Annotated in this window: 20 protein-coding genes and 1 pseudogene; 19 read left to right on the top strand and 2 right to left on the bottom strand. The window is 66.0% G+C overall.

Features of this window, described 5'->3' with window-relative positions; translation table 11 throughout:
* From BBIA_RS14480 to BBIA_RS11165, 18 genes and pseudogenes are all read left to right on the top strand, one after another.
* Positions 1-467, top strand: a pseudogene (locus tag BBIA_RS14480) (hypothetical protein); the annotation flags it as partial.
* Positions 468-684: 217 nt separating this feature from the next.
* On the top strand, positions 685-1,779 hold the full coding sequence (argC, locus tag BBIA_RS11240) for an N-acetyl-gamma-glutamyl-phosphate reductase (protein ID WP_033493276.1): 1,095 nt from the start codon (positions 685-687) through the stop codon (positions 1,777-1,779).
* Positions 1,776-2,948 (top strand): bifunctional glutamate N-acetyltransferase/amino-acid acetyltransferase ArgJ, encoded by a 1,173-nt coding sequence (gene argJ, locus BBIA_RS11235; protein ID WP_033493192.1) that lies wholly within the window; start codon positions 1,776-1,778, stop codon positions 2,946-2,948. Before argC ends, argJ begins: the two co-directional genes overlap by 4 nt.
* 12 nt (positions 2,949-2,960) lie before the next feature.
* The gene (argB, locus tag BBIA_RS11230; RefSeq protein ID WP_033493194.1) at positions 2,961-3,917 is read left to right on the top strand and encodes an acetylglutamate kinase; all 957 of its coding nucleotides are present in this window, start codon (positions 2,961-2,963) and stop codon (positions 3,915-3,917) included.
* Positions 3,907-5,202 carry an acetylornithine transaminase gene (locus tag BBIA_RS11225; RefSeq protein ID WP_033493196.1) on the top strand — a complete coding sequence of 432 codons (1,296 nt, stop codon included), beginning with the start codon at positions 3,907-3,909 and terminating at the stop codon, positions 5,200-5,202. Before argB ends, BBIA_RS11225 begins: the two co-directional genes overlap by 11 nt.
* 97 nt (positions 5,203-5,299) lie before the next feature.
* Positions 5,300-6,265: an ornithine carbamoyltransferase gene (gene argF / locus BBIA_RS11220; RefSeq protein WP_033493198.1), complete on the top strand. Its 966-nt coding sequence runs from the start codon at positions 5,300-5,302 to the stop codon at positions 6,263-6,265.
* 31 nt (positions 6,266-6,296) lie between these two features.
* Complete coding sequence (argR, locus tag BBIA_RS11215; RefSeq protein ID WP_033493200.1) at positions 6,297-6,812, top strand: arginine repressor; 516 nt, start codon at positions 6,297-6,299, stop codon at positions 6,810-6,812.
* Positions 6,813-6,891: 79 nt separating this feature from the next.
* Complete coding sequence (locus tag BBIA_RS11210) at positions 6,892-8,130, top strand: argininosuccinate synthase (RefSeq protein ID WP_033493202.1); 1,239 nt, start codon at positions 6,892-6,894, stop codon at positions 8,128-8,130.
* Between the two features lie 195 nt (positions 8,131-8,325).
* Positions 8,326-9,819: an argininosuccinate lyase gene (gene argH, locus BBIA_RS11205; protein ID WP_033493279.1), complete on the top strand. Its 1,494-nt coding sequence runs from the start codon at positions 8,326-8,328 to the stop codon at positions 9,817-9,819.
* 46 nt (positions 9,820-9,865) lie between these two features.
* A complete protein-coding gene (gene thiF / locus BBIA_RS11200; protein WP_033493204.1) occupies positions 9,866-10,675 on the top strand; it encodes a thiazole biosynthesis adenylyltransferase ThiF in 810 nt (269 codons plus the stop codon).
* Positions 10,676-10,845: 170 nt separating this feature from the next.
* Positions 10,846-12,177: a DsrE/DsrF/DrsH-like family protein gene (locus BBIA_RS11195; RefSeq protein WP_033493206.1), complete on the top strand. Its 1,332-nt coding sequence runs from the start codon at positions 10,846-10,848 to the stop codon at positions 12,175-12,177.
* A gap of 157 nt (positions 12,178-12,334) precedes the next feature.
* A complete protein-coding gene (locus BBIA_RS11190) occupies positions 12,335-12,913 on the top strand; it encodes an HD domain-containing protein (protein WP_033493208.1) in 579 nt (192 codons plus the stop codon).
* On the top strand, positions 12,913-13,791 hold the full coding sequence (locus tag BBIA_RS11185; RefSeq protein ID WP_152600508.1) for a putative ABC transporter permease: 879 nt from the start codon (positions 12,913-12,915) through the stop codon (positions 13,789-13,791). Before BBIA_RS11190 ends, BBIA_RS11185 begins: the two co-directional genes overlap by 1 nt.
* Positions 13,792-13,894: 103 nt before the next feature.
* A complete protein-coding gene (gene tyrS / locus BBIA_RS11180) occupies positions 13,895-15,217 on the top strand; it encodes a tyrosine--tRNA ligase (protein WP_033493210.1) in 1,323 nt (440 codons plus the stop codon).
* Positions 15,218-15,297: 80 nt separating this feature from the next.
* A complete protein-coding gene (locus tag BBIA_RS11175; protein ID WP_033493212.1) occupies positions 15,298-17,196 on the top strand; it encodes a tetratricopeptide repeat protein in 1,899 nt (632 codons plus the stop codon).
* Positions 17,197-17,204: 8 nt separating this feature from the next.
* Positions 17,205-18,236, top strand: coding sequence for an HAD-IIA family hydrolase (locus BBIA_RS11170; protein WP_033493214.1), 1,032 nt, complete (start codon positions 17,205-17,207; stop codon positions 18,234-18,236).
* A gap of 67 nt (positions 18,237-18,303) precedes the next feature.
* On the top strand, positions 18,304-18,441 hold the full coding sequence (locus BBIA_RS14565) for a hypothetical protein (protein WP_162834999.1): 138 nt from the start codon (positions 18,304-18,306) through the stop codon (positions 18,439-18,441).
* Between the two features lies 1 nt (position 18,442).
* Positions 18,443-19,246, top strand: coding sequence for a TlyA family RNA methyltransferase (locus tag BBIA_RS11165; protein WP_033493216.1), 804 nt, complete (start codon positions 18,443-18,445; stop codon positions 19,244-19,246).
* A 235-nt stretch (positions 19,247-19,481) separates the two neighbouring features.
* Here BBIA_RS11165 and BBIA_RS11160 read toward each other — a convergent pair whose 3' ends face one another.
* Positions 19,482-20,135 carry a potassium channel family protein gene (locus BBIA_RS11160; protein WP_033493218.1) on the bottom strand — a complete coding sequence of 218 codons (654 nt, stop codon included), beginning with the start codon at positions 20,133-20,135 and terminating at the stop codon, positions 19,482-19,484.
* Positions 20,136-20,207: 72 nt separating this feature from the next.
* Entirely contained in the window at positions 20,208-21,671 is a 1,464-nt protein-coding gene (locus BBIA_RS11155) for a TrkH family potassium uptake protein (protein ID WP_033493220.1), read from the bottom strand.
* A 253-nt stretch (positions 21,672-21,924) separates the two neighbouring features.
* Here BBIA_RS11155 and BBIA_RS11150 point away from each other — a divergent pair.
* Positions 21,925-22,780 (top strand): NAD kinase (locus BBIA_RS11150; protein WP_035138413.1); only part of this gene is annotated, 856 nt, incomplete at its 3' end.

Here is a 22,780-nt window from a genome sequence, read left to right as displayed (position 1 = left end):
GCGGCGCATGGGGGCAGCCGAATCCGTATTCGGCGTCCGGGCAGCAGCCGGCCCAGGGCAACGCGGGCTACGGCCAGCCGCCGTATATGCAGCAGTCGCAGCAGACCGCCGACGGGCACACGCCGCGCTACTTCCACGGCATCGACGTCAACGACCCTAGGCAGAACCCGTTGTACGGGCACTGGGACGCGTATGCGATCATCGCGCTAGTGTGCGCGCTGTTCTTCCCCGTGCCGGTGCTGCCGGCCGTGATGGGCGCGATTTCGATGTGGCGCACGCGCATGCTCAACATGAAGGGCTTCTGGCTCGCGTTCGCGGCCGTGTTCATCAACGTGTTCTTCACGATCATGAGCGTGTGGCTGATGTTCAACGGCATGAGCGTGCTCGACTACTACCAGGAGATGCTCAACATGCTCGAGGGCGGTTCGGCCGGCACCGGCGGTACGGACGGGCCGATCAGTGCGTGATGGGAGGGGCTGCGGGCTCTGCTCCGGATGATCAAGCGTCGCGAGAACGTAATGTGATGGGTTCGACTACCCCTCAGTCACTGCGTGACAGCTCCCCTGACAAGGGGAGCTGAGAAGGATAGGGTGTCTCGAAAACGACACTGCATAGTTATGCAATGTTCTGCATAAAGTGTATAGTGTCGTGATGTTCACGTACATCAACGAAAAGAGACATGACATGGCGAAGTACACGGTAGCCGTGGCAGGCGCGACCGGATACGCGGGAGGCGAGGCGCTGCGCATTCTCGCGGCCCACCCCGATTTCGAGGTCACCTGCGTGGCTGGCCATTCGTCGGTGGGGGACAAGCTCGGCAAGCACATGCCGCACATCCCGCAACTGGCCGACCTGACCGTCGAAGACACCACACCCGAAGCGCTCAACGGCCACGACGTCATCATCCTCGCGCTGCCGCACGGCGCGTCCGGCGCACTGGCCGCACAGCTCGACCCGAACGCCGTGGTCGTCGACCTCGGCGCCGACCACCGGCTCGAAGACAAGGCCGCATGGGACGAATACTACGGCGGCGACTTCTACGAGCACTGGACGTACGGCATGCCCGAACTCATCGTCGGCAAGGACGCCGACGGAGTCTACCGACGCCAGCGCGAAGCCCTGCCGGGCGCCAAGCGTATCGCCGGACCGGGCTGCAACGTGACCGCCGTCACGCTCGCCATGCAGCCGGGCGTGGCCGAAGGCCTCATCGAGCCCAAAAGCGTCGTCGCTGACCTTGCCGTCGGTTATTCGGGCGCCGGCAAGAACCTCAAGCGCACCAACCTGTTGGCCGCCGAAGCGCTCGGCTCCGCCGTGCCGTACGGCGTGGGCGGCACCCACCGGCACATCCCCGAAATCCTGCAGAACCTCGCGCACGCCGCCGGACTCGGAGCGGCCGACGCAAGCCGGTTCACGCTCGGATTCACGCCGATCCTCGTGCCGATGGCCCGCGGCATCCTCGCCGTCGTCAGCGCGCAGCTGAGCGACAAGGCCGCCGCGATGAGCGACGACGACATCCGCGCCGCATGGCTCAACGCCTACGCCGGACAGGACTTCATCAACGTGCTGCCCGCCGGCACGCTGCCGGCCACGGCCAACATCATCGGCTCCAACGCGGCACACATCCAGGTCGCCACCGACCGCAAGGCGAACCGCCTGCTCGCCTTCGCCGCCATCGACAACCTCAACCGCGGCACCGCGGGACAGGCCGTCCAATCCCTGAACATCGCACTCGGCCTGCCGGAAGACGCGGGCCTTACCAAGATCGGAGTAGCACCGTGAGCGTGACATTCGCACAAGGCTTCTCCGCGGCCGGCGTGGTCGCGGGCATTTCCGCCGTCGAAGGCAAGAAGGACCTGGCGCTCGTCGTCAACAACGGCCCGCTGGACGCGGCCGCCGGCGTGTTCACCTTCAACCGCTTCTGTGCGGCCCCTGTGCAGTGGAGCCGCAAGGCCGTGGCCGACGGGCACATCAAGGCCGTAATCCTCAACTCGGGCGGCGCCAACGCGTGCACCGGCGAAGCCGGCTACGCGCAGTCCAAGGCCACCGCCGAAACCGTCGCGTCGCTCGTTGGCACGGACGCGAACGACATCGCCGTATGCTCCACCGGCCTGATCGGCGAACTCCTGCCGCTCGACAACGTGCTCGCCGGCGCGAAGCACGCTTACGCGGCGCTCGCCGACACGGCCGAAGCCGGCGCGGACGCCTCGCACGCGATCATGACCACCGACACCAAGCCGAAGACCGTCACGCTCGAAAGTAAGGCCGGCTGGCGCATCGGCGGCATGGTCAAGGGCTCGGGCATGATCGCCCCGCAGCTGGCCACCATGCTGTGCGTCATCACCACCGACGCGGTCGTCACGGCCGGACAGCTGCAGGCCGCACTCGCCTCCGGCGTCGACACGTCGTTCAACCGCATCGACGTGGACGGCTGCATGTCCACCAACGACACGGTCCTGCTGCTCGCCTCCGGCGCCTCCGGCGTCGAACCCGACCCGGACGAGTTCAATAAGCTCGTCGCCGACGCGTGCGCCTCGCTCGCCCGCCAGATCATCGGCGACGGCGAAGGCGCCAGCCACGACATCCGCATCACCGTCACCGGGGCGACCACCGAGGACGCGGCCCTCGCCTGCGGCCGAGCCGTCGCCGCCTCCAACCTGCTCAAGTGCGCGATCAGCGGCAACGACCCGAACTGGGGTCGCATTGTCTCCTCGCTCGGCACCGTGCCGGTCGACGTCGCGCCCTACGACGCGAACAAGGTCACCGTCGACGTCAACGGCGTGCGCATTTGCGAGAACGGCGGCGCCGGACGCGACCGCAGCGAGGTCGACATGACCCCGCGCGAAGTCCACATCGACATCGATCTCAACGCGGGCGACGCCGAGGCCACGGTCTGGACCGACGACCTGACCCACGAATACGTCCACATCAACGCCGACTACGAAAGCTGACAGTACGAAAACATGGCAACAGAACTGAAGGGACCTGGATTCCACTTCGACGTGCACACCGATCTGCGCGCCGACCAGAAGGCGGAAGTGCTCATCGAGGCGCTCCCGTGGCTCGAAGAGTTCGCCGGCAAGCGCATCGTCATCAAATATGGCGGCAACGCGATGATCGACGACCATCTCAAGCAGTGCTTCGCCGAGGACATGGTGTTCCTGCGGCAGGTCGGCCTGCACCCGATCGTGGTGCACGGCGGAGGCCCGCAGATCTCGCAGATGCTCAAGGCGCTCGGCATCAAGTCCGAATTCAAGGGCGGCCTGCGCGTCACCACGCCCGAAGCGATGGACGTGGTGCGCATGGTCCTCACCGGCAAGGTCTCGCGCGAACTCGTCGGCCTGATCAACGCGCACGGCCCGCTCGCCGTCGGCCTGTCCGGCGAGGACGGCGGCCTGTTCTCCGCCATGCAGCGTAAGCCGATCATCGACGGCAAGCCGACCGACATCGGCCTCGTCGGCGACGTGGTGAGCGTCGACGCGTCCGCCGTCGAAGACCTGATTTCGGCCGGCCGCATCCCCGTCGTCTCGTCCGTCGCACCGAACGAAGACGACGCGACCGAAGTGCTCAACGTGAACGCCGACTCGGCCGCCGCCGCACTGGCCGCCGCGCTGGGCGCCAGCAAGCTCGTCATCCTGACTGACGTAGACGGCCTGTACGCCGACTGGCCAGACCGCAATTCGCTGATCGGCCGCATCGGCGTGGAAAACCTGCGCGACATGCTGCCCGACCTCGAGTCCGGCATGCGGCCGAAGATGGAGGCATGCGTGCGCGCTATCGACGGCGGGGTGCCGAGGGCCCACATCATCGACGGCCGCAAGCCGCATTCGATCCTGAACGAGATTTTCACCAGCGCCGGCATCGGCACCATGGTCGTGCCCGAGGACGGCGTCGAAATGAGGAGTTCGTATGGTTACTGAGCAAACGGAAAAGCTGGGGTCGGAAGACTCCAAGTGGCTGGGGGAGTACTCCCAGGTGCACATGAACGTGTTCGGCACGCCGCTGCGCGTGCTCGACCACGGCCAGGGCGCGCACGTGTGGGACGTCGACGGCAACGAATACCTCGACTTCCTTGCGGGCATCGCCGTCAACTCGATTGGCTACGCGCACCCCAAGTGGGTCAAGGCCGTTTCCGAGCAGGCCGCCAAGGTCGCGCACACCAGCAACTACTTCGCCACCGAGCCGCAGATCAAGCTCGCCGCCAAGCTCGTCGAACTCGCCGGCGCGCCCGAAGGCTCGCACGTCTACTTCGGCAACTCCGGCGCGGAAGGCAACGAGGCGGCCATCAAGCTCGCCAAACTGTACGGCCGCACCCTGCCGGGCGCCACGCCGTCGATCGGCGGCAAGCCGGCGCGCATCATCGCGCTCACCCACGGATTCCACGGCCGCACGCTCGGCGCGCTGTCCGCCACGTGGAAGCCGTCCATCCGCACCCCGTTCGAGCCGCTTGTGCCCGGCATCGAATTCGTCGAGGCCGGCAACCCGATGGCCCTCTACGAGGCGTTCGCTCAGACCGGCCAGGGCCATTACGGTAAGGGCCCGGTCGCCGCGGTCATCATGGAGCTCATCCAGGGCGAGGCCGGCGTGCGCCCGCTCGGCGCGGACTACGTCAAGAAGGTCCGCCAGATGTGCGACATCAACCACGCGCTGCTCATCATCGACGAAGTGCAGACCGGCATGGGCCGCACCGGCAAGTGGTTCGCGTTCCAGCGCGAGGACCTGTCCGGCGGCGTCACCCCCGACATGGTCACCTTCGCCAAGGGCGTGGCCGGCGGCTTCCCGATGGGCGGCATGATCGCCTTCGGCTCCAAGCTGTCCGCACTGTTCACCCCCGGCTCGCACGGCTCCACGTTCGCCGGCAACCCGCTGGGCGCGGCGGCCAGTCTCGCCACCATCGGCGTGATCGAGGACGAGAACCTTGTCGCCAATGCCGAGGCACGCGGTCAGCAGCTGCGCGACGGCATCATGGCGACCGGCAACCCGCTGTTCGAATCTGCGCGCGGCCGCGGCCTGCTCGACGCCGTCCAGCTGAGCCACCCGTGCGCGCACGCGGTGATGAACTGGGCGCTCGAACACGGCTTGATCGTCAACGCGGTCGCACCGGACGCGCTGCGCTTCGCGCCGCCGCTGAACGTCACCGCACAGGACGTCGACCAGGCGCTCGCGATCCTCGCGCGCATCCCCGATGACCTGCCCAACGACTGACAGCGCACGAATCGGCGTCCGCGTCGCTCGCGACGTCCGTCGGACGCCTATCCAACGCCAATCGAAACGTCAACCGAAACGTAAATAAGGAGTACCAATGACCGGTCAGCTTCGCCACATGCTGCGCGACGACGATCTCAACCACGAGGAGCAGAAGCAGGTCCTCGAACTCGGCATGAAGTTCCGCGAAAACCGCTTCTACAAGCAGCCGTTCGCCGGCCCGCAGGCCGTCGCCGTGCTGTTCGACAAGCCCAGCACCCGCACCCGCTCCAGCTTCTCCATCGGCGTCGCCGAACTCGGCGGCTATCCGCTCGTCATCGACAAGTCCGGCTCCCAGCTCGGCCGCGGCGAACCGGTGGCCGACACCGCGCGCGTGCTCACCCGCATGGCCTACGGCATCGTCTGGCGCACCTTCGGCCAGGACCGCGTCGAGGAAATGGCCAAGTACGCCACCTGCCCGGTCGTCAACGCGCTGACCGACGACTTCCATCCCTGCCAGGTGCTCGCCGACTTCCTGACCATCGCGCAGTTCCGCGGCGGTGTGGACGCGCTCGCCGGCAAGACCATCGCCTACGTGGGCGACGCGGCCAACAACATGGCCAACTCGTACCTGCTGGCCGGTGCCGTCGCCGGCATGCACGTGCGCGTCGCCGGCCCGTACGGCTACCTGCCGCGCAAGGACATCGTCGCCGACGCCGAGCGCATCGCCGCCGAAAACGGCGGTTCGATCCTCGTCACCACTGACGCGCGCGAAGCCGTGGCCGGCGCCGACTGCATCTTCACCGATACGTGGGTTTCCATGGGCGAGGAGGCGGAGTATGCGATCCGTTCCAAGCCGTTCTGGGACTACCAGGTCAACGACGAGCTCATGGCGCTCGCCAAGCCGGACGCGCTGTTCCAGCACTGCCTGCCCGCCTACCGTGGCAAGGAGGTCACCGAATCAGTGATCGACGGCCCGCAGTCCGTGGTGTGGGACGAGGCTGAGAACCGCCTGCACGCGCAGAAGGCGCTGCTCACTTGGCTGGTCGGCCAGCAGCGCGGCGACGAGAGCCTGCTCGCCTGACGCGCCGATCGGGAGGGACCCGAACATCGAAATGACTGATTCCACCAACACTCCGCTGCGCCGCCCGGCGACGCGGGCCGCACGATTGAGCGTGATCGAGGAGATCCTGCTCAACCACGTCATCACGTCGCAGTCGCAGCTGTCCGGCATTCTCTCCGACGAGGGCATCGACGTGACGCAGGCCACGCTCAGCCGCGACCTCGACGAGATCAACGCGATGAAAACGCGGCTCTCGGACGGCACGATCGCCTACACGGTGGGTGACCATGCCGTGCATCAGGCCGCGGGCATCGGGGAGAAGGCCGAGCAGCAGCTCGCCAAGGTGCTTGGCGGGCTGGTCACGTCGGTCGCGCCGGCGCGCAACCTGATCGTCGTGCATACGCCGTCCGGCGCCGCGCAGTACGTGGCCAGCGTGATCGACAAGCAGCCGATCGACGGCGTGCTCGGCACGATCGCCGGCGACGACACGGTGATGGTGATCTGCGACGAGGACGACACGGCCGCGGCCCGGGCGAAATGGCTGCTGTCGATCGCGTCCAAGAACTGAGATACCGACGCGCCGGCATTGCATAAATATACAGACTTGTGCATATACTTGCGTCAGCTGACTTTACAGAAAGGCAATCATGAGCGATAACAAGCGTATCGTACTCGCGTACTCCGGCGGTCTGGACACGTCCGTCGCCATCTCCTACCTCAAGGAGCGCACCGGCAAGGACGTCGTGGCCGTCTCCCTCGACGTCGGCCAAGGCGGCGAAAGCCTCGAAACCATCAAGCAGCGCGCCCTTGCCTGCGGTGCTGTCGAATCCTACGTGGTCGACGCGCGCGACGAATTCGCCGACGAATACTGCATGATGGCTCTCAAGGCCAACGCCCTGTACGAAGGCGTGTACCCGCTCGTCTCCGCCATCTCCCGTCCGCTCATCTCCAAGCACCTCGTGCGCGCCGCCCACCAGTTCGGTGCCGACACGATCTCGCACGGCTGCACCGGCAAGGGCAACGATCAGGTGCGCTTCGAGGTGTCCATCGCCTCCATCGACCCGACGCTCAAGGCCATCAGCCCGATCCGCGACCTGTCCCTGACCCGCGACGTGGAAATCGCGTTCGCCAAGGAACACAAGCTGCCGATCACCCAGACCGAGAAAAGCCCGTACTCCATCGACCAGAACGTGTGGGGCCGCGCCATCGAAACCGGCTTCCTCGAGGATCCGTGGAACGCGCCGACCAAGGACTGCTACTCCTACACCGATGATCCGGCGTTCCCGCCGGTCGAGGACGAGGTGACCATCGAATTCAAGCAGGGCATTCCGGTCAAGATCGACGGCCGCGACGTCACCCCGCTGCAGGCCATCGAAGAGATGAACCGCCGCGCCGGCGCGCAGGGCATCGGCCGCATCGACCTGATCGAGGACCGTCTGGTCGGCATCAAGTCCCGCGAGCTGTACGAAGCCCCGGGCGCCATCGCGCTCATCACCGCGCATCAGGAGCTCGAGAACTGCTGCCTCGAGCGCGAACAGCACCGCATCAAGCGCGACATCGACAAGCGCTGGGCCGAGCTGGTCTACGACGCGCAGTGGTTCTCCCCGGCCGTCCGTTCGCTCAACGCGTTCATCGAGGAAACCCAGAAGTACGTTTCCGGCGAGATCCGCATGACCCTGCACGGCGGTCGCGCGGTCGTCACCGGACGCCGCTCCGACTCCTCGCTGTACGATTACAAGCTCGCCACTTACGATTCCGGCGACACGTTCGACCAGAAGTCCTCCAACGGCTTCATCGACATCTACGGCCTGCCGAGCCGTGTCGCCGCCGCCCGCGACGTCCGCTTCGGCAACGGCATCGAAGTGCCGGAGAACGCCGTCGAGTGACGCCATGACCGCGACGGTCTGACATCTCATTGCAATCAAAGCCCTCCCTGCTCTCAGCAGAGGGGGCTTTCGCATAGGCAGAGGCCGGCCCGACCGCCACGCACCGCAACGGCGAGCACGCATGAATGGTTACGGAGACTGGTAGGCTTTCAGTGGTTTACGAGCATGAACGCCAAGAAGCACAAGGAGTATCGCATGGCTGACAGCGCCGAGCAGAACACCGAGCACCTCGCCCTGTGGGGCGGCCGATTCACCTCCGGGCCGTCGCCGGAACTCGCCCGACTGAGCAAGTCCACCCAGTTCGACTGGCGACTCGCCGACGATGACATCGCCGGCTCTCGCGCCCACGCGCGCGCACTCGGCCGCGCCGGCCTGCTCACCGCCGACGAGCTGCAGCGCATGGAGGACGCGCTCGATGAGCTCCAGCGCCGCGTCGACTCCGGCGCGTTCGCCCCGATCGAAGACGACGAGGACGAGGCCACCGCGTTGGAACGCGGCCTGCTCGCCATCGCCGGCGACGAACTCGGCGGCAAGCTGCGCGCCGGCCGCTCACGCAACGACCAGATCGCCTGCCTGATCCGCATGTGGCTGCGCCGCCACAGCCGCATCATTGCCAAGCTGCTGCTCTCGCTCGCCTCCGCGCTCATCGAACAGTCCGTCGCCGCCGGCCGCACCGTCATGCCCGGCCGCACGCACATGCAGCACGCGCAGCCCGTTCTGCTCGCGCACCAGCTCATGGCCCACGTCTGGCCGATCCTGCGCGACGTGCAGCGTCTCGCCGACTGGGACAAGCGCATCGACGCCAGCCCGTACGGCTCCGGCGCGCTCGCCGGCAACACGCTCGGCCTCGAGCCGGTCGCGGTCGCCCGCGAACTCGGCTTCACGAACGTGACCGCCAACTCGATCGACGGTACCGCCTCGCGCGATCTCGTCGCCGAATTCGCGTTCATCGCCGCCATGACCGGCGTCGACATCTCCCGACTTTCCGAAGAGATCATCATCTGGAACACGCAGGAATTTGCGTTCGTCAAGCTCGACGACGCGTATTCGACCGGCTCGTCGATCATGCCGCAGAAGAAGAACCCGGACATCGCCGAGCTCGCGCGCGGCAAGTCCGGCCGTCTGATCGGCGACCTGACCGGCCTGCTCGCCACGCTCAAGGGCCTGCCGACCGCGTACGCCCGCGACCTGCAGGAAGACAAGGAGGCCGTGTTCGACCAGGTCGACACGCTCGAGGTGCTGCTGCCCGCGTTCACCGGCATGGTCGCCACCATGCAGTTCGACCACGATCGTCTCGAGGCCGAGGCGCCGACCGGCTTCGCGTTGGCCACCGACATCGCCGAATGGCTCGTCAAGCATGGCGTGCCGTTCCGCCACGCGCACGAACTGTCGGGCGCGTGCGTCAAGCTCGCCGAAGGCCGCGGCCAGGAACTGTGGGACCTCACGGACGAGGACTTCGTCAACGTGTTCAAGGACTTCCTGCCGGCCGACCTCGCGCCGCAGGTGCGCGAAGTGCTCTCGACCGAAGGTTCCGTCTCCGCCCGCAACGGCAAGGGCGGCACGTCGCCGCTGCGCGTGCGCGAGCAGATCGTCGCCGCGAAGACGTCGATCGAAACGCTGCGCGCGTTCGCGAACTCCGTGTCCGACGGTCCGGCGTACAAGTCTCCCGAATCGCTGCTGCAGAAGTAGGATTCGCGGATTACGGCCGGCACGGCCGGCGGAGGGGATTGCGATTATGGCGATGAACGACGAACAGCTGGAACGCTACGCGCGGCACCTGATCCTCAACGGGGTCGGAGCGAAAGGGCAGAAGCGGTTGCTCGCCGCGAGCGTGCTCATCATCGGCGCGGGCGGGCTCGGTTCGCCGGTCGCGCTGTACCTCGCCGCCGCCGGCGTCGGCCGCATCGGACTCGCCGACGGCGACGTGGTCGATCTGAGCAACTTGCAGCGCCAGATTATCCACACCACCGCACGCGTCGGCACTCCCAAGGTCGAGTCGGCCGCCGCGGCCATCCGCGCACTCAACCCGGACGTGACCGTCGACGAGCACGTCGGCCTCGTCGACGCTAGCAACATCGCCGCGCTCATCGAACCGTACGATCTCGTCATCGACGCGACCGACAACTTCTCGACGAAATTCCTCATCAACGACGCGTGCGTGCTCGCCGGCAAGCCGTTCATCCACGCGGGCGTCGTCGGATTCGCCGGTCAGGTCATGGACGTGGTGCCCGGCGCCGGCCCCTGCTATCGCTGCATTTTCGAGGAGATGCCGCCGGCGGGCGAGGTGCCGACCTGCAAGGAGGCGGGCGTGCTCGGCGCGGTCGTCGGCGTGATCGGCAGCCTGGAGGCCACCGAAGCGGTCAAGCTCATCGTGGGCGTGGGGGAGCCGCTGATCGGCCGCATGCTCACCGTCGACGCGCTCACCATGAACGTGCGGCGCGTGCCGCTGCCTGAACGCGTGCCCGAATGCGCGGTGTGCGGCGACCATCCGACCATCACCGCGCTCGACCCGGCGCGATACGTGCAGACGGCCTGCGTGATCTGACTGCACTGCCTGTCATCTCGACCGAGGCGAAGCCGAGCGGAGAGATCTGCCGAGGTTATGTAAGATTTCTCCACTCGCTGCGCTCGGTCGAAATGACAGAGAAAAAGTTGCCGTTGATCGAAATGACAATAGTGCGACACAATAGTAGACGTAAGTAGGGGGAGGCTGATATGGCCATCGCATTGCACGGGGGACTCGGGGGAGACGAGTCTGACGAATACCGGCACATCACGCCGGCCGAATTCGCCGCGCTCGACCGCGACACGGTCACGCTGCTTGATTTGCGGGAACCAGATGAGGTGATCGTTCATCCGGTCAAGGGCGCGATCAACATTCCATTCGATCAGATCGGTCAGCGGCTCGGCTCGGTGCCGACCGGCAAGCCGGTCGTCGTGTTCTGCCGCGTGGGTGACTGGAGCGAGCAGGTGTGCGAGATCCTCGCCGATCGCGGCTACGAGGCGATCAATCTGGATGGCGGATTCGCCGCGCTGCGCGACGCCGGATACGCGGGCGACATGACGGCGGCGGACGCGAAAGTCGATGATGCTGAGACGTTCACGACGACCGGTACTGCGATTGACAACACGGCTGCCGGTGCGTCCGGCCGTGCCGTTGAGGATACGACCGCGTCAATCGCGACGGCAAAGAACGATGCAGCGGAAGATCCGACTGCCGTGCGGCCCGCTCCCAAGACGCTGCACGTCAACGCGAAGGGACTCAAATGCCCCGGACCGATCGTCGCCGTCGCCGACGCGCTGCGGCCGGAGCCGGCCGGCACGCGACTTACGGTCGAGGCGACCGAGGACGCGTTCTGCTCCGACATCGCCGTGTGGGCCGAACGCACCGGCAACACGCTGGTCAGCCTCACTCGCGACGGCTCGGACGGCGTAATCCGCGCCGAACTGGAAAAGGGCGTGGCGGACGGAACCGTGAACGGTGCCGTGGCGAACGCCGACGGCACGTCGGTCGACACGACCTGTCCGTCCTGCACATCCGCATCCGCCCGCACGGCTTCCGCCGGCGGCGACGTGCTGCACGACAAGACGTTCGTCGTGTTCAGCGGCGACCTCGACAAGACCATCGCCGTGTTCATCATGGCCAACGGCGCGGCCGCCATGGGCCGCAAGGTCACGATCTTCTTCACGTTCTGGGGACTGAACATCCTGCGCAAGCCCAAGCGGGTGCGCGTCGCCAAGAACCTCGTCGAGCGCATGTTCGGGTTCATGATGCCGCGCGGCACTCGTCAACTCGGCCTCAGCCGCATGAACATGGGCGGCATCGGCGCGAAAATGATCCGCTGGATCATGAAGTCCAAGAACGTCGCCTCGCTCGAGGAGCTCATGAAGCAGGCCACCGACCACGGCGTGCGGCTCGTCGCCTGCCAGATGTCCATGGACATCATGGGCATCCGCAAGGAGGAACTCATCGACGGCGTCGAACTCGGCGGCGTGAGCACGTTCCTCGGCGCCGGCGAAACCAGCGACATGAGCCTGTTCGTCTAGCAAAAAGAATCGGCCGCACGGCCGACGAGACCACGCCGATTCATTCCAACGGATGAAACCGGCAGTTGGCCGCACGTCATACAATCGTGCCCGATGAGACGGGCCGACGGAACATGCGGCCCGGACGATACCGAACATCGGACGGCAGGAGACAGCGGTGCTGACACGCAACCAGATCCGCGCATTGGTCAACGAGCACGGACACGACATCATCGAGCACGAGCACATGCACATCGAACGCGGCTGCTACCAGCACGGCTGCATTACCACGTTCGCGCATTCGATCCGCGTCGCATGCCTCGCCGTCTGGTTCGCCGACCGACTGCATCTGTGGAGCCGCGTCGACCTGCGCTCGCTCGTCCGCGCGGCGCTGCTGCACGACTATTTCCTGTACGACTGGCACGACTGGGACAACGGCGACCATCGCCTGCACGGCTTCACGCACGGCCGGACCGCCCTGCGCAACGCCCTGCGCGACTTCAAGCTCAATGCAATCGAACGCGATTCCATCGCCCACCACATGTTCCCGATGACGCCCGTGCCGCCCAGCTACGTCGAAGGCTATCTGGTCACCATGGCCGACAAGGTGAGCGCCACGCGCGAGACGATCAGCCTCAAACGTTTCAACAAGCCGGCGCTGTCGCAGCGCGTGCGCGTGGCATACGCCGCCGAAGACGGGCGCGACACGGCCGCCGCCGCGAACGGTCTCGTTAAGACGTCGGAGGATCGCCGTTGATGCTGCTGCACGTCGAATACCTGTTCCTTTGGTTCCTGTTCTACAGCTTCTGCGGCTGGGTGTACGAGTCGATCCTCGTGTCCGTCAAGGAACGCCGTCCCGTCAACCGCGGCTTCCTGAACGGCCCGCTGTGCCCGATTTACGGTACGGGCGCGGTATTGGCGGTCGAACTGCTCGGCCGGATGACCAATCCGGTGCTGATCTTCATCGTTTCGTCGATCGGAGCGTGTGCGCTTGAATATGCGACCTCGTGGGGCATGGAACAGCTGTTCCACGCGCGATGGTGGGACTATTCGCATTTCAAGTTCAATGTGAACGGCCGCATCTGCCTGTTGGGCGCGATCGTGTTCGGCATCGGTGGCGTGGCGATCGTCGACGGCGTGCAGCCGTGGGTCGCGCGCGTGACTGGCATGGTGCCGCTGCCTGTGATCCACTGGGTGAGCTTCGTGTGCCTGGTGCTGATCGTGATCGACACGGCGGTGACCGTGGTCGGCATCGTCGACTTCGACCAGAGTCTCGACCAGCTGTCCGCGATGGTCGCCAAGTACGGTGACGCGATGCGCGAGAAGGTCGGGGACGCGGTCGATGCGGTCGGCAGCGCGTCCGACAGGGTGAGCGGCAAGGTCGGCGATATGGTCGGCGACAAGGTGAGCGGTATGGTCGGCGGCGTCGGCGACGCGATGAGCGGGCCGTTGCAGTCCGGCCGCGAGATGTCAACCGAACTCATGCTCAAGATCAGGGGAACGGCCGATTCCGTGTTCAACCGTCAGCAGCGGCGCATGATCGCCTCGTTCCCGCGCCTGCGCGCGGAACATAACAACGAGGCGCTCCAGCAGTTGCGCGACGCGTTCGAGAAGCTGCGCAACGGACGCCGCTGAGGTCGTGCTGGGCCTATGCCAGGCCGGTGTCTCGCCTGTCGGCCTGTTCTGCGAGACTGATAGGCGCATAAAACCCACAATTTGATAGGGAGACACCACAGTTATGGCTCACGTCATCGATTTCAAGGAGGCCGGATTCGACTCCGTCCTCGATGAACTGGAATGGCGCGGGTTGATCTCGCAGTCCACCGACCGCGATCAGCTCGCCGAAGCGCTGAACGGGGAGCCGGTCACCTATTATTGCGGGTTCGATCCGACCGCCGCGTCCCTGCATATCGGCAACCTCGTCCAGCTCATCAACATGCGCCACCTGCAGGCGGCCGGCCATCATCCGATCGCCCTCGTCGGCGGCGCGACCGGCCTCATCGGCGACCCGCGCCAGTCGGGCGAGCGCACGCTCAACCCGAAGGACGTCGTGGCCGGCTGGGCCGAACGCCTCAAGAACCAGATTGGCGGCATTCTCGAAACCACCGGCGACAACCCGGTGCGCTTCGTCTCTAACTACGACTGGACCGCGCAGATGTCCGTTATCGACTTCCTGCGCGACGTCGGCAAGAACTTCCGCCTCGGCACCATGCTCGCCAAGGACACGGTCGCCCGCCGCCTCAACTCCGAGGAAGGCATCTCCTTCACCGAGTTCAGCTACCAAGTGCTGCAGGGCAACGACTTCCTGCACCTGTTCGACGAGTACGGCTGCACGCTGGAAATCGGTGGCTCCGACCAGTGGGGCAACCTCACCAGCGGCATGGACCTGATCCGCAAGGTGCGCGGCGCCACGGTGAACGTGTTCACCAGCCCGATCATCACCGATGCGAGCGGCAAGAAGTTCGGCAAGTCCGAAGGCAACGCCGTCTGGCTCGACGGCACCATGCTCAGCCCCTACAAGTTCTACCAGTTCTGGTTCAACCGCCCCGACGTGGAAATGGAAGGCCTGCTCAAGGCGTTCACGTTCCTGCCGAAGGCCGAGATTGAACGCCTGGTGGAGGAGTCCAAGACCAATCCGGGCGCTCGCGAGGCGCAGCGCACGCTCGCCTGGGAGGTCACGAGCTTCGTGCACGGCGAGGCCGCGACGCAGGCCGCGATCGACGCGTCGGCCGCGCTGTTCGGCCGCGGCGGCGACCTTGGCACGATCGACGAGGGCACGCTCGAGGCCGCGATCGACGGTCTGAAAGTCGAAGGCGAGGACGGCGAGAAGGCGTTCGCGGCCGTGGCCGCCGGCGACCGTGTGGTCGAGGCTGGCGTGAAGGCCGGACTGTTCAAGTCGATTTCTGAGGCTCGTCGCGCGGTCAAGTCCGGCGGCGTGTACCTCAACAACAACCGCGTGGAGGACGAGGAGCAGACGCTCGGCGAGGCCGACTTCCTGCACGGCCGCTTCGCGCTGATTCGCCGCGGCAAGAAGGCTCTCGGCGCGGTCGAGAAGCACTGATTTTTCACGAAGAGCAAGCAGTAACCAATAACCTCGGCTCCTCTTCCAGGGGGAGCCGAGCGCGTCAGTTAAGGACATCAATGGCAGAAGAACAGGGCCGCTCGGGCGGCAAATCCTACGGCAATCGCAAGTCCTACGGCTCCGGCCGTGGCGGCAACGGCGGCGGCCGTTCCTTCGGCGGTTCCCGTGGCGGCTTCCGCAAGGGCGGCAAGTCGGGCGGCTTCCATAAGGACGGCTATCGCAAGGACGGCGGTTTCCGCCGTGACCGCGAAGGCGCCGGCGAAGGCCGCGAGTTCAGCCGCGAGGGCGGCGAGCGTCGCGATTTCAAGCGCAACGACGGCGAACGCGGCGGTTTCCGCGGCGGCAAGTCGGGCGGTTTCCACAAGGGCGGCTTCCGTAAGGACGGCGAGCGTCACGGTTTCCGTCGCGACGGCGGTTTCCGCCGTGACGACGACCGTCGAGACTTCAAGCGTGACGGCGAACGTCGTGACGGCGAGCGTCGCGATTTCAAGCGCAACGACGGCGAACGCCGCGATTTCCATCGTGACGGTGATCGCCGCAACTTCCACCGCGACAACGATCGCCGTAATTTCCGTCGTGACGATCGTCGCCAGGACGGCGAGAATCCGCGCTACCAGCGTGACGGCGAGGAGCGCCGCGACTTCCACAAGGACGGCGAGCGCCGCGGCGGCTTCCGTCGTGACCATGATCGCCGCGACAACCGCCGCGACTTCAAGCGCGACGATCGCAAGGACTTCAAACGCGAGGAGCAGCACGGCGACAACGCCGAGCGTCGCGAGTTCACCGCCGAGGAGAAGCGCGAGTACCGCGAGACCAAGCGCCGCGAGTACATGGAGCGCGGCCCGCGTCGCAACTCCGACGGCACGATGAGCTTCCCGTCGCAGAACCCGTACACCGCGCGCCGTCCCGACGAGCCGAAGATGCCGAAGGGCATGGAATGGTCGATGCTGTCGACCGACGAGCGCGAACGCCTGCGTGGCCTGTCCAAGGAACATGCCGAGAACATTGGCCTGCACATCCTCGCCGCCTATGCGCTCGAGGAGTCCGATCCGCAGAACGCGCTCGCGCACGCCAAGTGGGTGGCCCGCCAGGCGTCCCGCATCGACTTCGCGCGCGAAACCCTCGCGTTCGTGGCCTACCGTCAAGGCGACTACAAGCTCGCGCTCAAGGAGTTCCGCACCGCGTACCGCATGAACGGCTTCCTTGACTACCTGCCGTTCATCGCCGACTGCGAGCGCGGCACCGGCAACCCGAAGAAGGCCGTCGAAGTGGCCACGTCGGACGAGGGCCGTCAGCTGCGCGGCGAGGCGAAGGTCGAAATGTTCCTCGTGTACGCCGGCGCGCTGGCCGATCTCGGCCAGATGGACAAGGCCATCGAAATCGTGCACACGATCGGCCGTTCCAAGGGTCTGCCGGGCGAATACCGCATGCGTGCCATCCAGGCCGAACAGTACTTCCTCGAGGAGGCCGGCCGCGGCGAGGAGGCGGCCGATCTTGACCCGCTGCTCGACAAGCTCGAACTGCAGTACGCCGATCAGGACGTCGACCCGGACGACATGGTCATCGACCATGACCTCGAACGCTTCAGCGACGACGAGCTCGACATGCTCGGCATCAGCGAAGACGACGCGCAGTACGCGCCGTCCGACGATGACAACGAGGACGGTTCCGACGACGCCGAGTCCGACGCGTCCGACGAGGACGGCGACGAGTCTGCGGATGCTGCGGCGGACGCCGACGATGCGGAAGCCGTGAAGGAAGTCGCCGGCATGAACGAGACCGCGGTCGAGTCCGATGGCGACGCCGATGCGCACGCCGATCAGGCTTCCGCTGCGGCGGACGACGAGTCCGTGCTGCCGGCCGAAGAGGCCGAAGCCGGTTCCGACGCGAACGCCGAGCCCGAGACGGGCATCGACGACGCGGCCGACGTCGTGGACGAATCCGCGGACGCGGAGTGACGCGGGCCATGCTCAAGTCCACGGACAGGCCGATCGCCGAAACGTATCGTCTCGCGCTGCTCGACCTCGACGGCGTGGTGTACCGGGGCAAAAACCCGGTCGAACACGCCGCCGAATCGATTCGCAGCGCCGGGAAGCTCGGCATGGCGATCGAATACACGACCAACAACTCCTCGCGTTTCCAGCGCGTGGTCGCCGATCAGCTGCGCGGCTTCGACCTCGACGTCGAACCGCATCAGGTCATCACCTCCTCGGTGGTGGCCGCGCGCATGGTCGCCCGCCACGTTCCCGCCGGATCCAAGGTGCTCGTGCTGGGCGCCGAACACCTGCGCGAGGAAGTTGCCTCGCAGGGCCTGACCCTCGCCGACGGGCCGGAGGACGATCCGGTCGCCGTCATTCAGGGCTGGTATCCGCAGATGACCTGGCAGGAAATGGCCAACGTGTCGTTCGCGGTCGAACGCGGGGCGATGTACCTCGTCACCAACCGCGACCTGACGATTCCGCGCGAACTCGGCATCGCGCCCGGCTGCGGTTCGATGATCCAGGCGGTCATCAACGCGACCGGCGTCGAACCGGTCGCCTCGGCCGGCAAGCCCGAATCCGCCATGTACGACGAGGCGCGACTGCTCGCGGCCGGCGACGGCGAGGAACCCGTCGCCAAGGAACTGTGCCTGGCGATCGGCGACCGACTTGACACCGACATCGAAGCGGGCACGCGTGGCGGCTACGATGCGCTGGCCGTGCTCACCGGCGTCACCAATCCGCGTGAGCTCATGCTCGCGCCCGCGCATCTGCGCCCGACGTACATCGTCAAGGACCTGCGCGGACTGCTCGAAGCGCAGCCGGCGGCGACGCGCGACAACGGGCGGACGTGGACGTGCGGCGACACCGCGGCCACGCTCGACGAGACGGCCGGCACGTTGACCGTCAGCGACGCGACCGACATCAACGCGTTGCGCGCGGCCTGCAACGCTATGTGGTCCTACGCCGACCGCGGCGGCGACCCGGCGGCGATCGCACTGCCGCAGTTCGCGCTGTAACGACACCATCGCACGACTGACGAGCCCCCTGCATCGAGGGGGCTTTTGTCATCTCAAAGGAGTTTCCATGACCGACGCAACGACCGAACCGACGCAACGTTTCCCCGAACTCGCCGAACTCGACCGGATGGACGACGACCAGCGCATCGCCGCATTCCGCGACGTGCTCGACCAGCTCACGCACGAACTCGACGAAAGCCGCTGACATGCAACGACTCGACTCCCTGCTCGTCGACCTCGGCCTCGTCGACAGCCGGTCCAAAGCGCAACGACTCATCAAGGCCGGACGCGTCGTCGTCGACGGCAAACCGGCGACCAAGCCGGCCATGAACGTGTCCGACGTGTCCGCCATCAGCGTCGACAAGGGAGACGACTACGTCTCTCGCGGCGCGTACAAGCTCGTCGGCGCATTCGACCTGTTCCGCACCGGCTCCATCGGCGCGCTCGCGAATCTGCGGCCGGGCGTCGACGGCGACGATCCGCGCGTCGGACTGCCCTCGCCGGACGGTCTGTGCTGCCTCGACATCGGTGCGTCGACCGGCGGATTCACGCAAGTGCTGCTGCGTCGCGGCGCCGCCCGTGTGATTGCGCTCGACGTCGGCCACGACCAGCTCGACGCGCGCATCGCCGACGACTCGCGCGTCATCCGCATGGACGGCGTCAACATTCGCGACGTGACCGCCGACGACCTGCCGTACCAGCCGGAGATGATCGTCTCTGACGTGTCGTTCATCTCGCTCACGTACGTGATTCCCGTCATCGCGCGCATCGCCGCGCCCGGCGCGCACATCGTGCTGCTCGTCAAACCGCAGTTCGAGGTCGGACGCGCGGGACTCGGCAAGAACGGCATCGTCGAGGATCCGGCGTTGCGCGAACGGGCGCTGCACGACATCGTCGCATGCGCCGGCGAGCACGGCCTGCGCGTCATCGCGACCGCCGACTCGCCTATCGAAGGCACGCACGGCAACGCGGAGTATCTGCTGTACGCGCGGGCTGCCATTTCTGCATAGTGCAGTGTTCGGGTACGCCTGCCATATATAATGCCCGACACGCTCCGGGCACCGGCTAACGCCGGTCTTCGCGGCACAGCCGCTCACCTCGCCTAGGAACAGTCCACCGGACTGTTCCTTTGACGGCTCGGCAGCCAAGTCATACGGTCGGACATCATATATGGCAGGCGAACCCTCGTTGCGTTTGTCTGTTGCGAAACGTCCGTTATGAGATGTCAGCCCGAAGAGCAGTTATTCAGCCCTGAATAAACTTGTCGATCTGGTCTTCCTTGCCCATGATGATGAGCTCGTCGTTGCGATGCATGACGAGCTCCTTGGAACCGTACTGAAACTCCTTGCCGGGCGACTTGATGCCGACCACGGTGATGCCGTAGCGTTCGTGCACCTTCGCGTCCTCGATGCTGTAGCCGACCACGTGCGGGGGAGTGTGGATCTTGACGACCGTGTGCGCGCCTTCGATTTCGATGTAGTCGAGATAGTTGCCGGACACGAGATGGCCGACGCGCTTGCCCGCGTCCGTTTCCGCGTTGATGATGTGCCGCGCGCCGATGCGCTGCAGGATGCGCGCGTGCTCCTTCGACACGGATTTCGCCCAGATGTCCGAAATGCCGGCGTCCAGCAGGTTACCGGTCGTGATGACCGACGCCTCGACGCTGTCGCCGATCGCCACGATCGCCGTGTTGAAGTCGGACGCGTTGAGCTGCTCGAGTGCGAGCACGTCCGTCATGTCGGCCTGCACGGTCGGAATCTGCGACGACCAGCGGTTCACGAGCTCCGCGTCGCGGTCGACGGCGAGCACGTCCTGGCCCATCGCGTCCAGCGTGGTCGCCACCGCGCTGCCGAAGCGGCCCAGGCCGACGACCAGAATGCTCCTGCCATTGTTTGCCATGCTGTCTCCTGCCTTGTCTACGTTGTCTGCCTTGTCGTTGGTTTGCGTTCGCGCTGCTGTGTCGTCGCGCCGTCAGCCGACGACCAGCGGTTCGGTCGGATAGCGTACCGCCTCGAGTGCGCGCGGCCGGCTGATCGAATACGCGATCGTCATCGGGCCGAGCCTGCCCACGATCATCGTGATCGCGAGAATCGCCAACGCGGCCGGATTGTCCTCGCGTGCGACGCCAACCGTATAGCCGCCCAGGCCGAACGCCGAGCACGCGTCGAACAGCGCGTTCGTGAACGACGCGTCGGCGATGAGCATCAGTGCCATCGACGCGGCGAGCACGAGCATCAGGCACGTCGTGGTGATGCTCACCGCCGTCATCGCGACGTTCGTGTGAATGCGGCGGCGGAACGCGTTGATGTCCTTGTGGCCGGTGAACGACGCGCGGCACACGAGTAGGATCACCGCGAACGTGGTCACGCGGATGCCGCCCGCCGTGGACGTGCTGCCGCCGCCGATGAACATGACCGCGCTCATGAACACCTTGGTCGCCTCGCTTACCTGCGGCATCCACGACAGGTCGAAGCCGGAGGAGCGCGGCATCACCGCCGCGACCATCGCGTGCCTCAGACGCGTCTCCACGTCCGCGTCCTTGAACAGGAACGGATTGCCCCATTCGACCGCCAAAAACCATGCGAGCGAGGCGGCGACGATCAGGAACGTCATCGTCAACGTCACCTTCGTGTGCAGGCTCCAGCGGCGCGGCGGCACGTGCTTGCGCGCGCAACGCATCAGGTTCAGCAGTACGGGGAAGCCGAGCGTGCCGCAGAACGCGGACATCATGATCGGCATGCCCACGGCCCAGTTGTTCACGTGCAGACCCGCGCCGTCCGGCGTGAAACCCGCGTTGTTGTACGACATGACCGCGAAGAACAGCGCCTCCCACGCGGTTTTGCCCATGTCGCCCTCATTGACCGACCACAGGCCGGGGAACAGGGCGAGGAACGTGATGATCTCGATGACGAACGTGGTGGTAACGACCACGGTGAGCACGCCCTTGATTTCGGACAATTTCGTCGTGCCCAGTTCGCTCGCCGTGAGCAGACGCTGCGTGGCCTTCATGTGATGGTTCACCGCAAGCGCGATCATCGACGCGAACGTCATCACGCCGAGACCGCCCATCTGCACGGACACGAGCAGCACGGCCTGGCCGAACGTGGTCCAGTGCGTCGTCGAATTGACGATGGAAATGCCGCACGTCGACAGCGCGGACACGGCGGTGAACATGGCCGTCGAAAACGTGGTCGTCTCGCCGCGCGGTGTGGATTGGGGTAGCATGAGCGCGGTCGCCGACAGGACGACGAGCGTCATGAAGTAGATGATGGTCAGGCGCCCCGGGTGGGCGGTCATGTGCTGGCGGAACGTGTGTTTGTGGCCGCGGCGCTCCTCGGCGGCGGCCTTTTCGAACGTGTCGCCTGAAAACCACCATGCGTATCCGCGCGACGCCTCGCGGTTGGCGGAGGATTCGTCGAAGACCGGGTTCGCCATCGTGCTCGCACCCTTCCCTTTCCGCGCCCTTCGCGTCGCACACGCCGTTTTGCAAACCGAACGACTATATCACCACTACGAATGACCATTGTAATTCGCACAAATGATACATGCGGCGATTCTCGGGCCGATTCGCAGCGGGACCCGCGGCTTTTTCGTTGATATGACGCGCGACATGCGAACAAGTGTTCGAGAATCGGCTGGATCGGCTAGACTGAAAGGCAGTTGACGGTTCTTCAGCAAAGGGGTGACTATGGCCGGCGTACGACATGCGGTGGTGGTGACGCACACGCGCCTGCGCGAAAGCGGCACGGTGGTGTCCGAGGCCGTGGAACAGCTGCGGCAGGCTGGGTTCGAGGTGTCCATCATCGACAACACGGAAGCGCCGGAATTTGGGTCGCGACCGCCGGTAGTGCGCGACGACACGGAGATCGTCGTGGTGCTGGGCGGCGACGGCACAATCCTGCGCGCCGCCGAGCTCGTGCACTGTACCAGCGTGCCGATCCTGGGCGTGAACCTCGGCCACGTCGGTTTCCTCGCTGAATTCGAAAGCTTCCAGATGAGCGAGGCGATCCGACGCGTCGCCGAACACGACTATTCAATCGACGAGCGCATGATCGCGCACGTCGACGTGTGGCTGCCGGGCGCCTCCGCGCCGCTGGAGGACTGGGCTCTCAACGACATCACACTCGAACGCGCCGACCGCGGCAAAATGGTCGAACTGTCGATCCGCGTGGACGACGTGGAAATGAGCTCGTTCGGCTGCGACGGCGTGATCGTCTCCACACCCACCGGCTCGACCGCCTACGCGTTCTCCGCCGGCGGCCCGGTCATCTGGCCGAACGTCAAGGCGCTGCAGCTCGTGCCGCTCGCCGCGCACGCGCTGTTCGCCCGGCCGCTCATCATCGGCGCGGGCTCCACGTTCGCGATGGACATCCTCGACGACTCAACATCCGACGGCTGGATCTGCTGCGACGGCCGCCGCCAGCGCGCCCTGCCGAAGGGCACGCGCGTCGAAGTGCGCCAGTCGAAGGACACGCTGCGGCTCGCCCGACTGTCTGGCGCGCCGTTCACCAACCGTCTCGTCACCAAATTCGACCTGCCGGTGG

The sequence above is a fragment of the Bifidobacterium biavatii DSM 23969 genome (assembly GCF_000741165.1).
In the GTDB taxonomy this organism is placed as follows: Bacteria; Actinomycetota; Actinomycetes; order Actinomycetales; family Bifidobacteriaceae; genus Bifidobacterium; species Bifidobacterium biavatii.
Note: the sequence above shows the minus strand (reverse complement) of the source record. Positions and strands in the feature narration are given on the sequence as shown.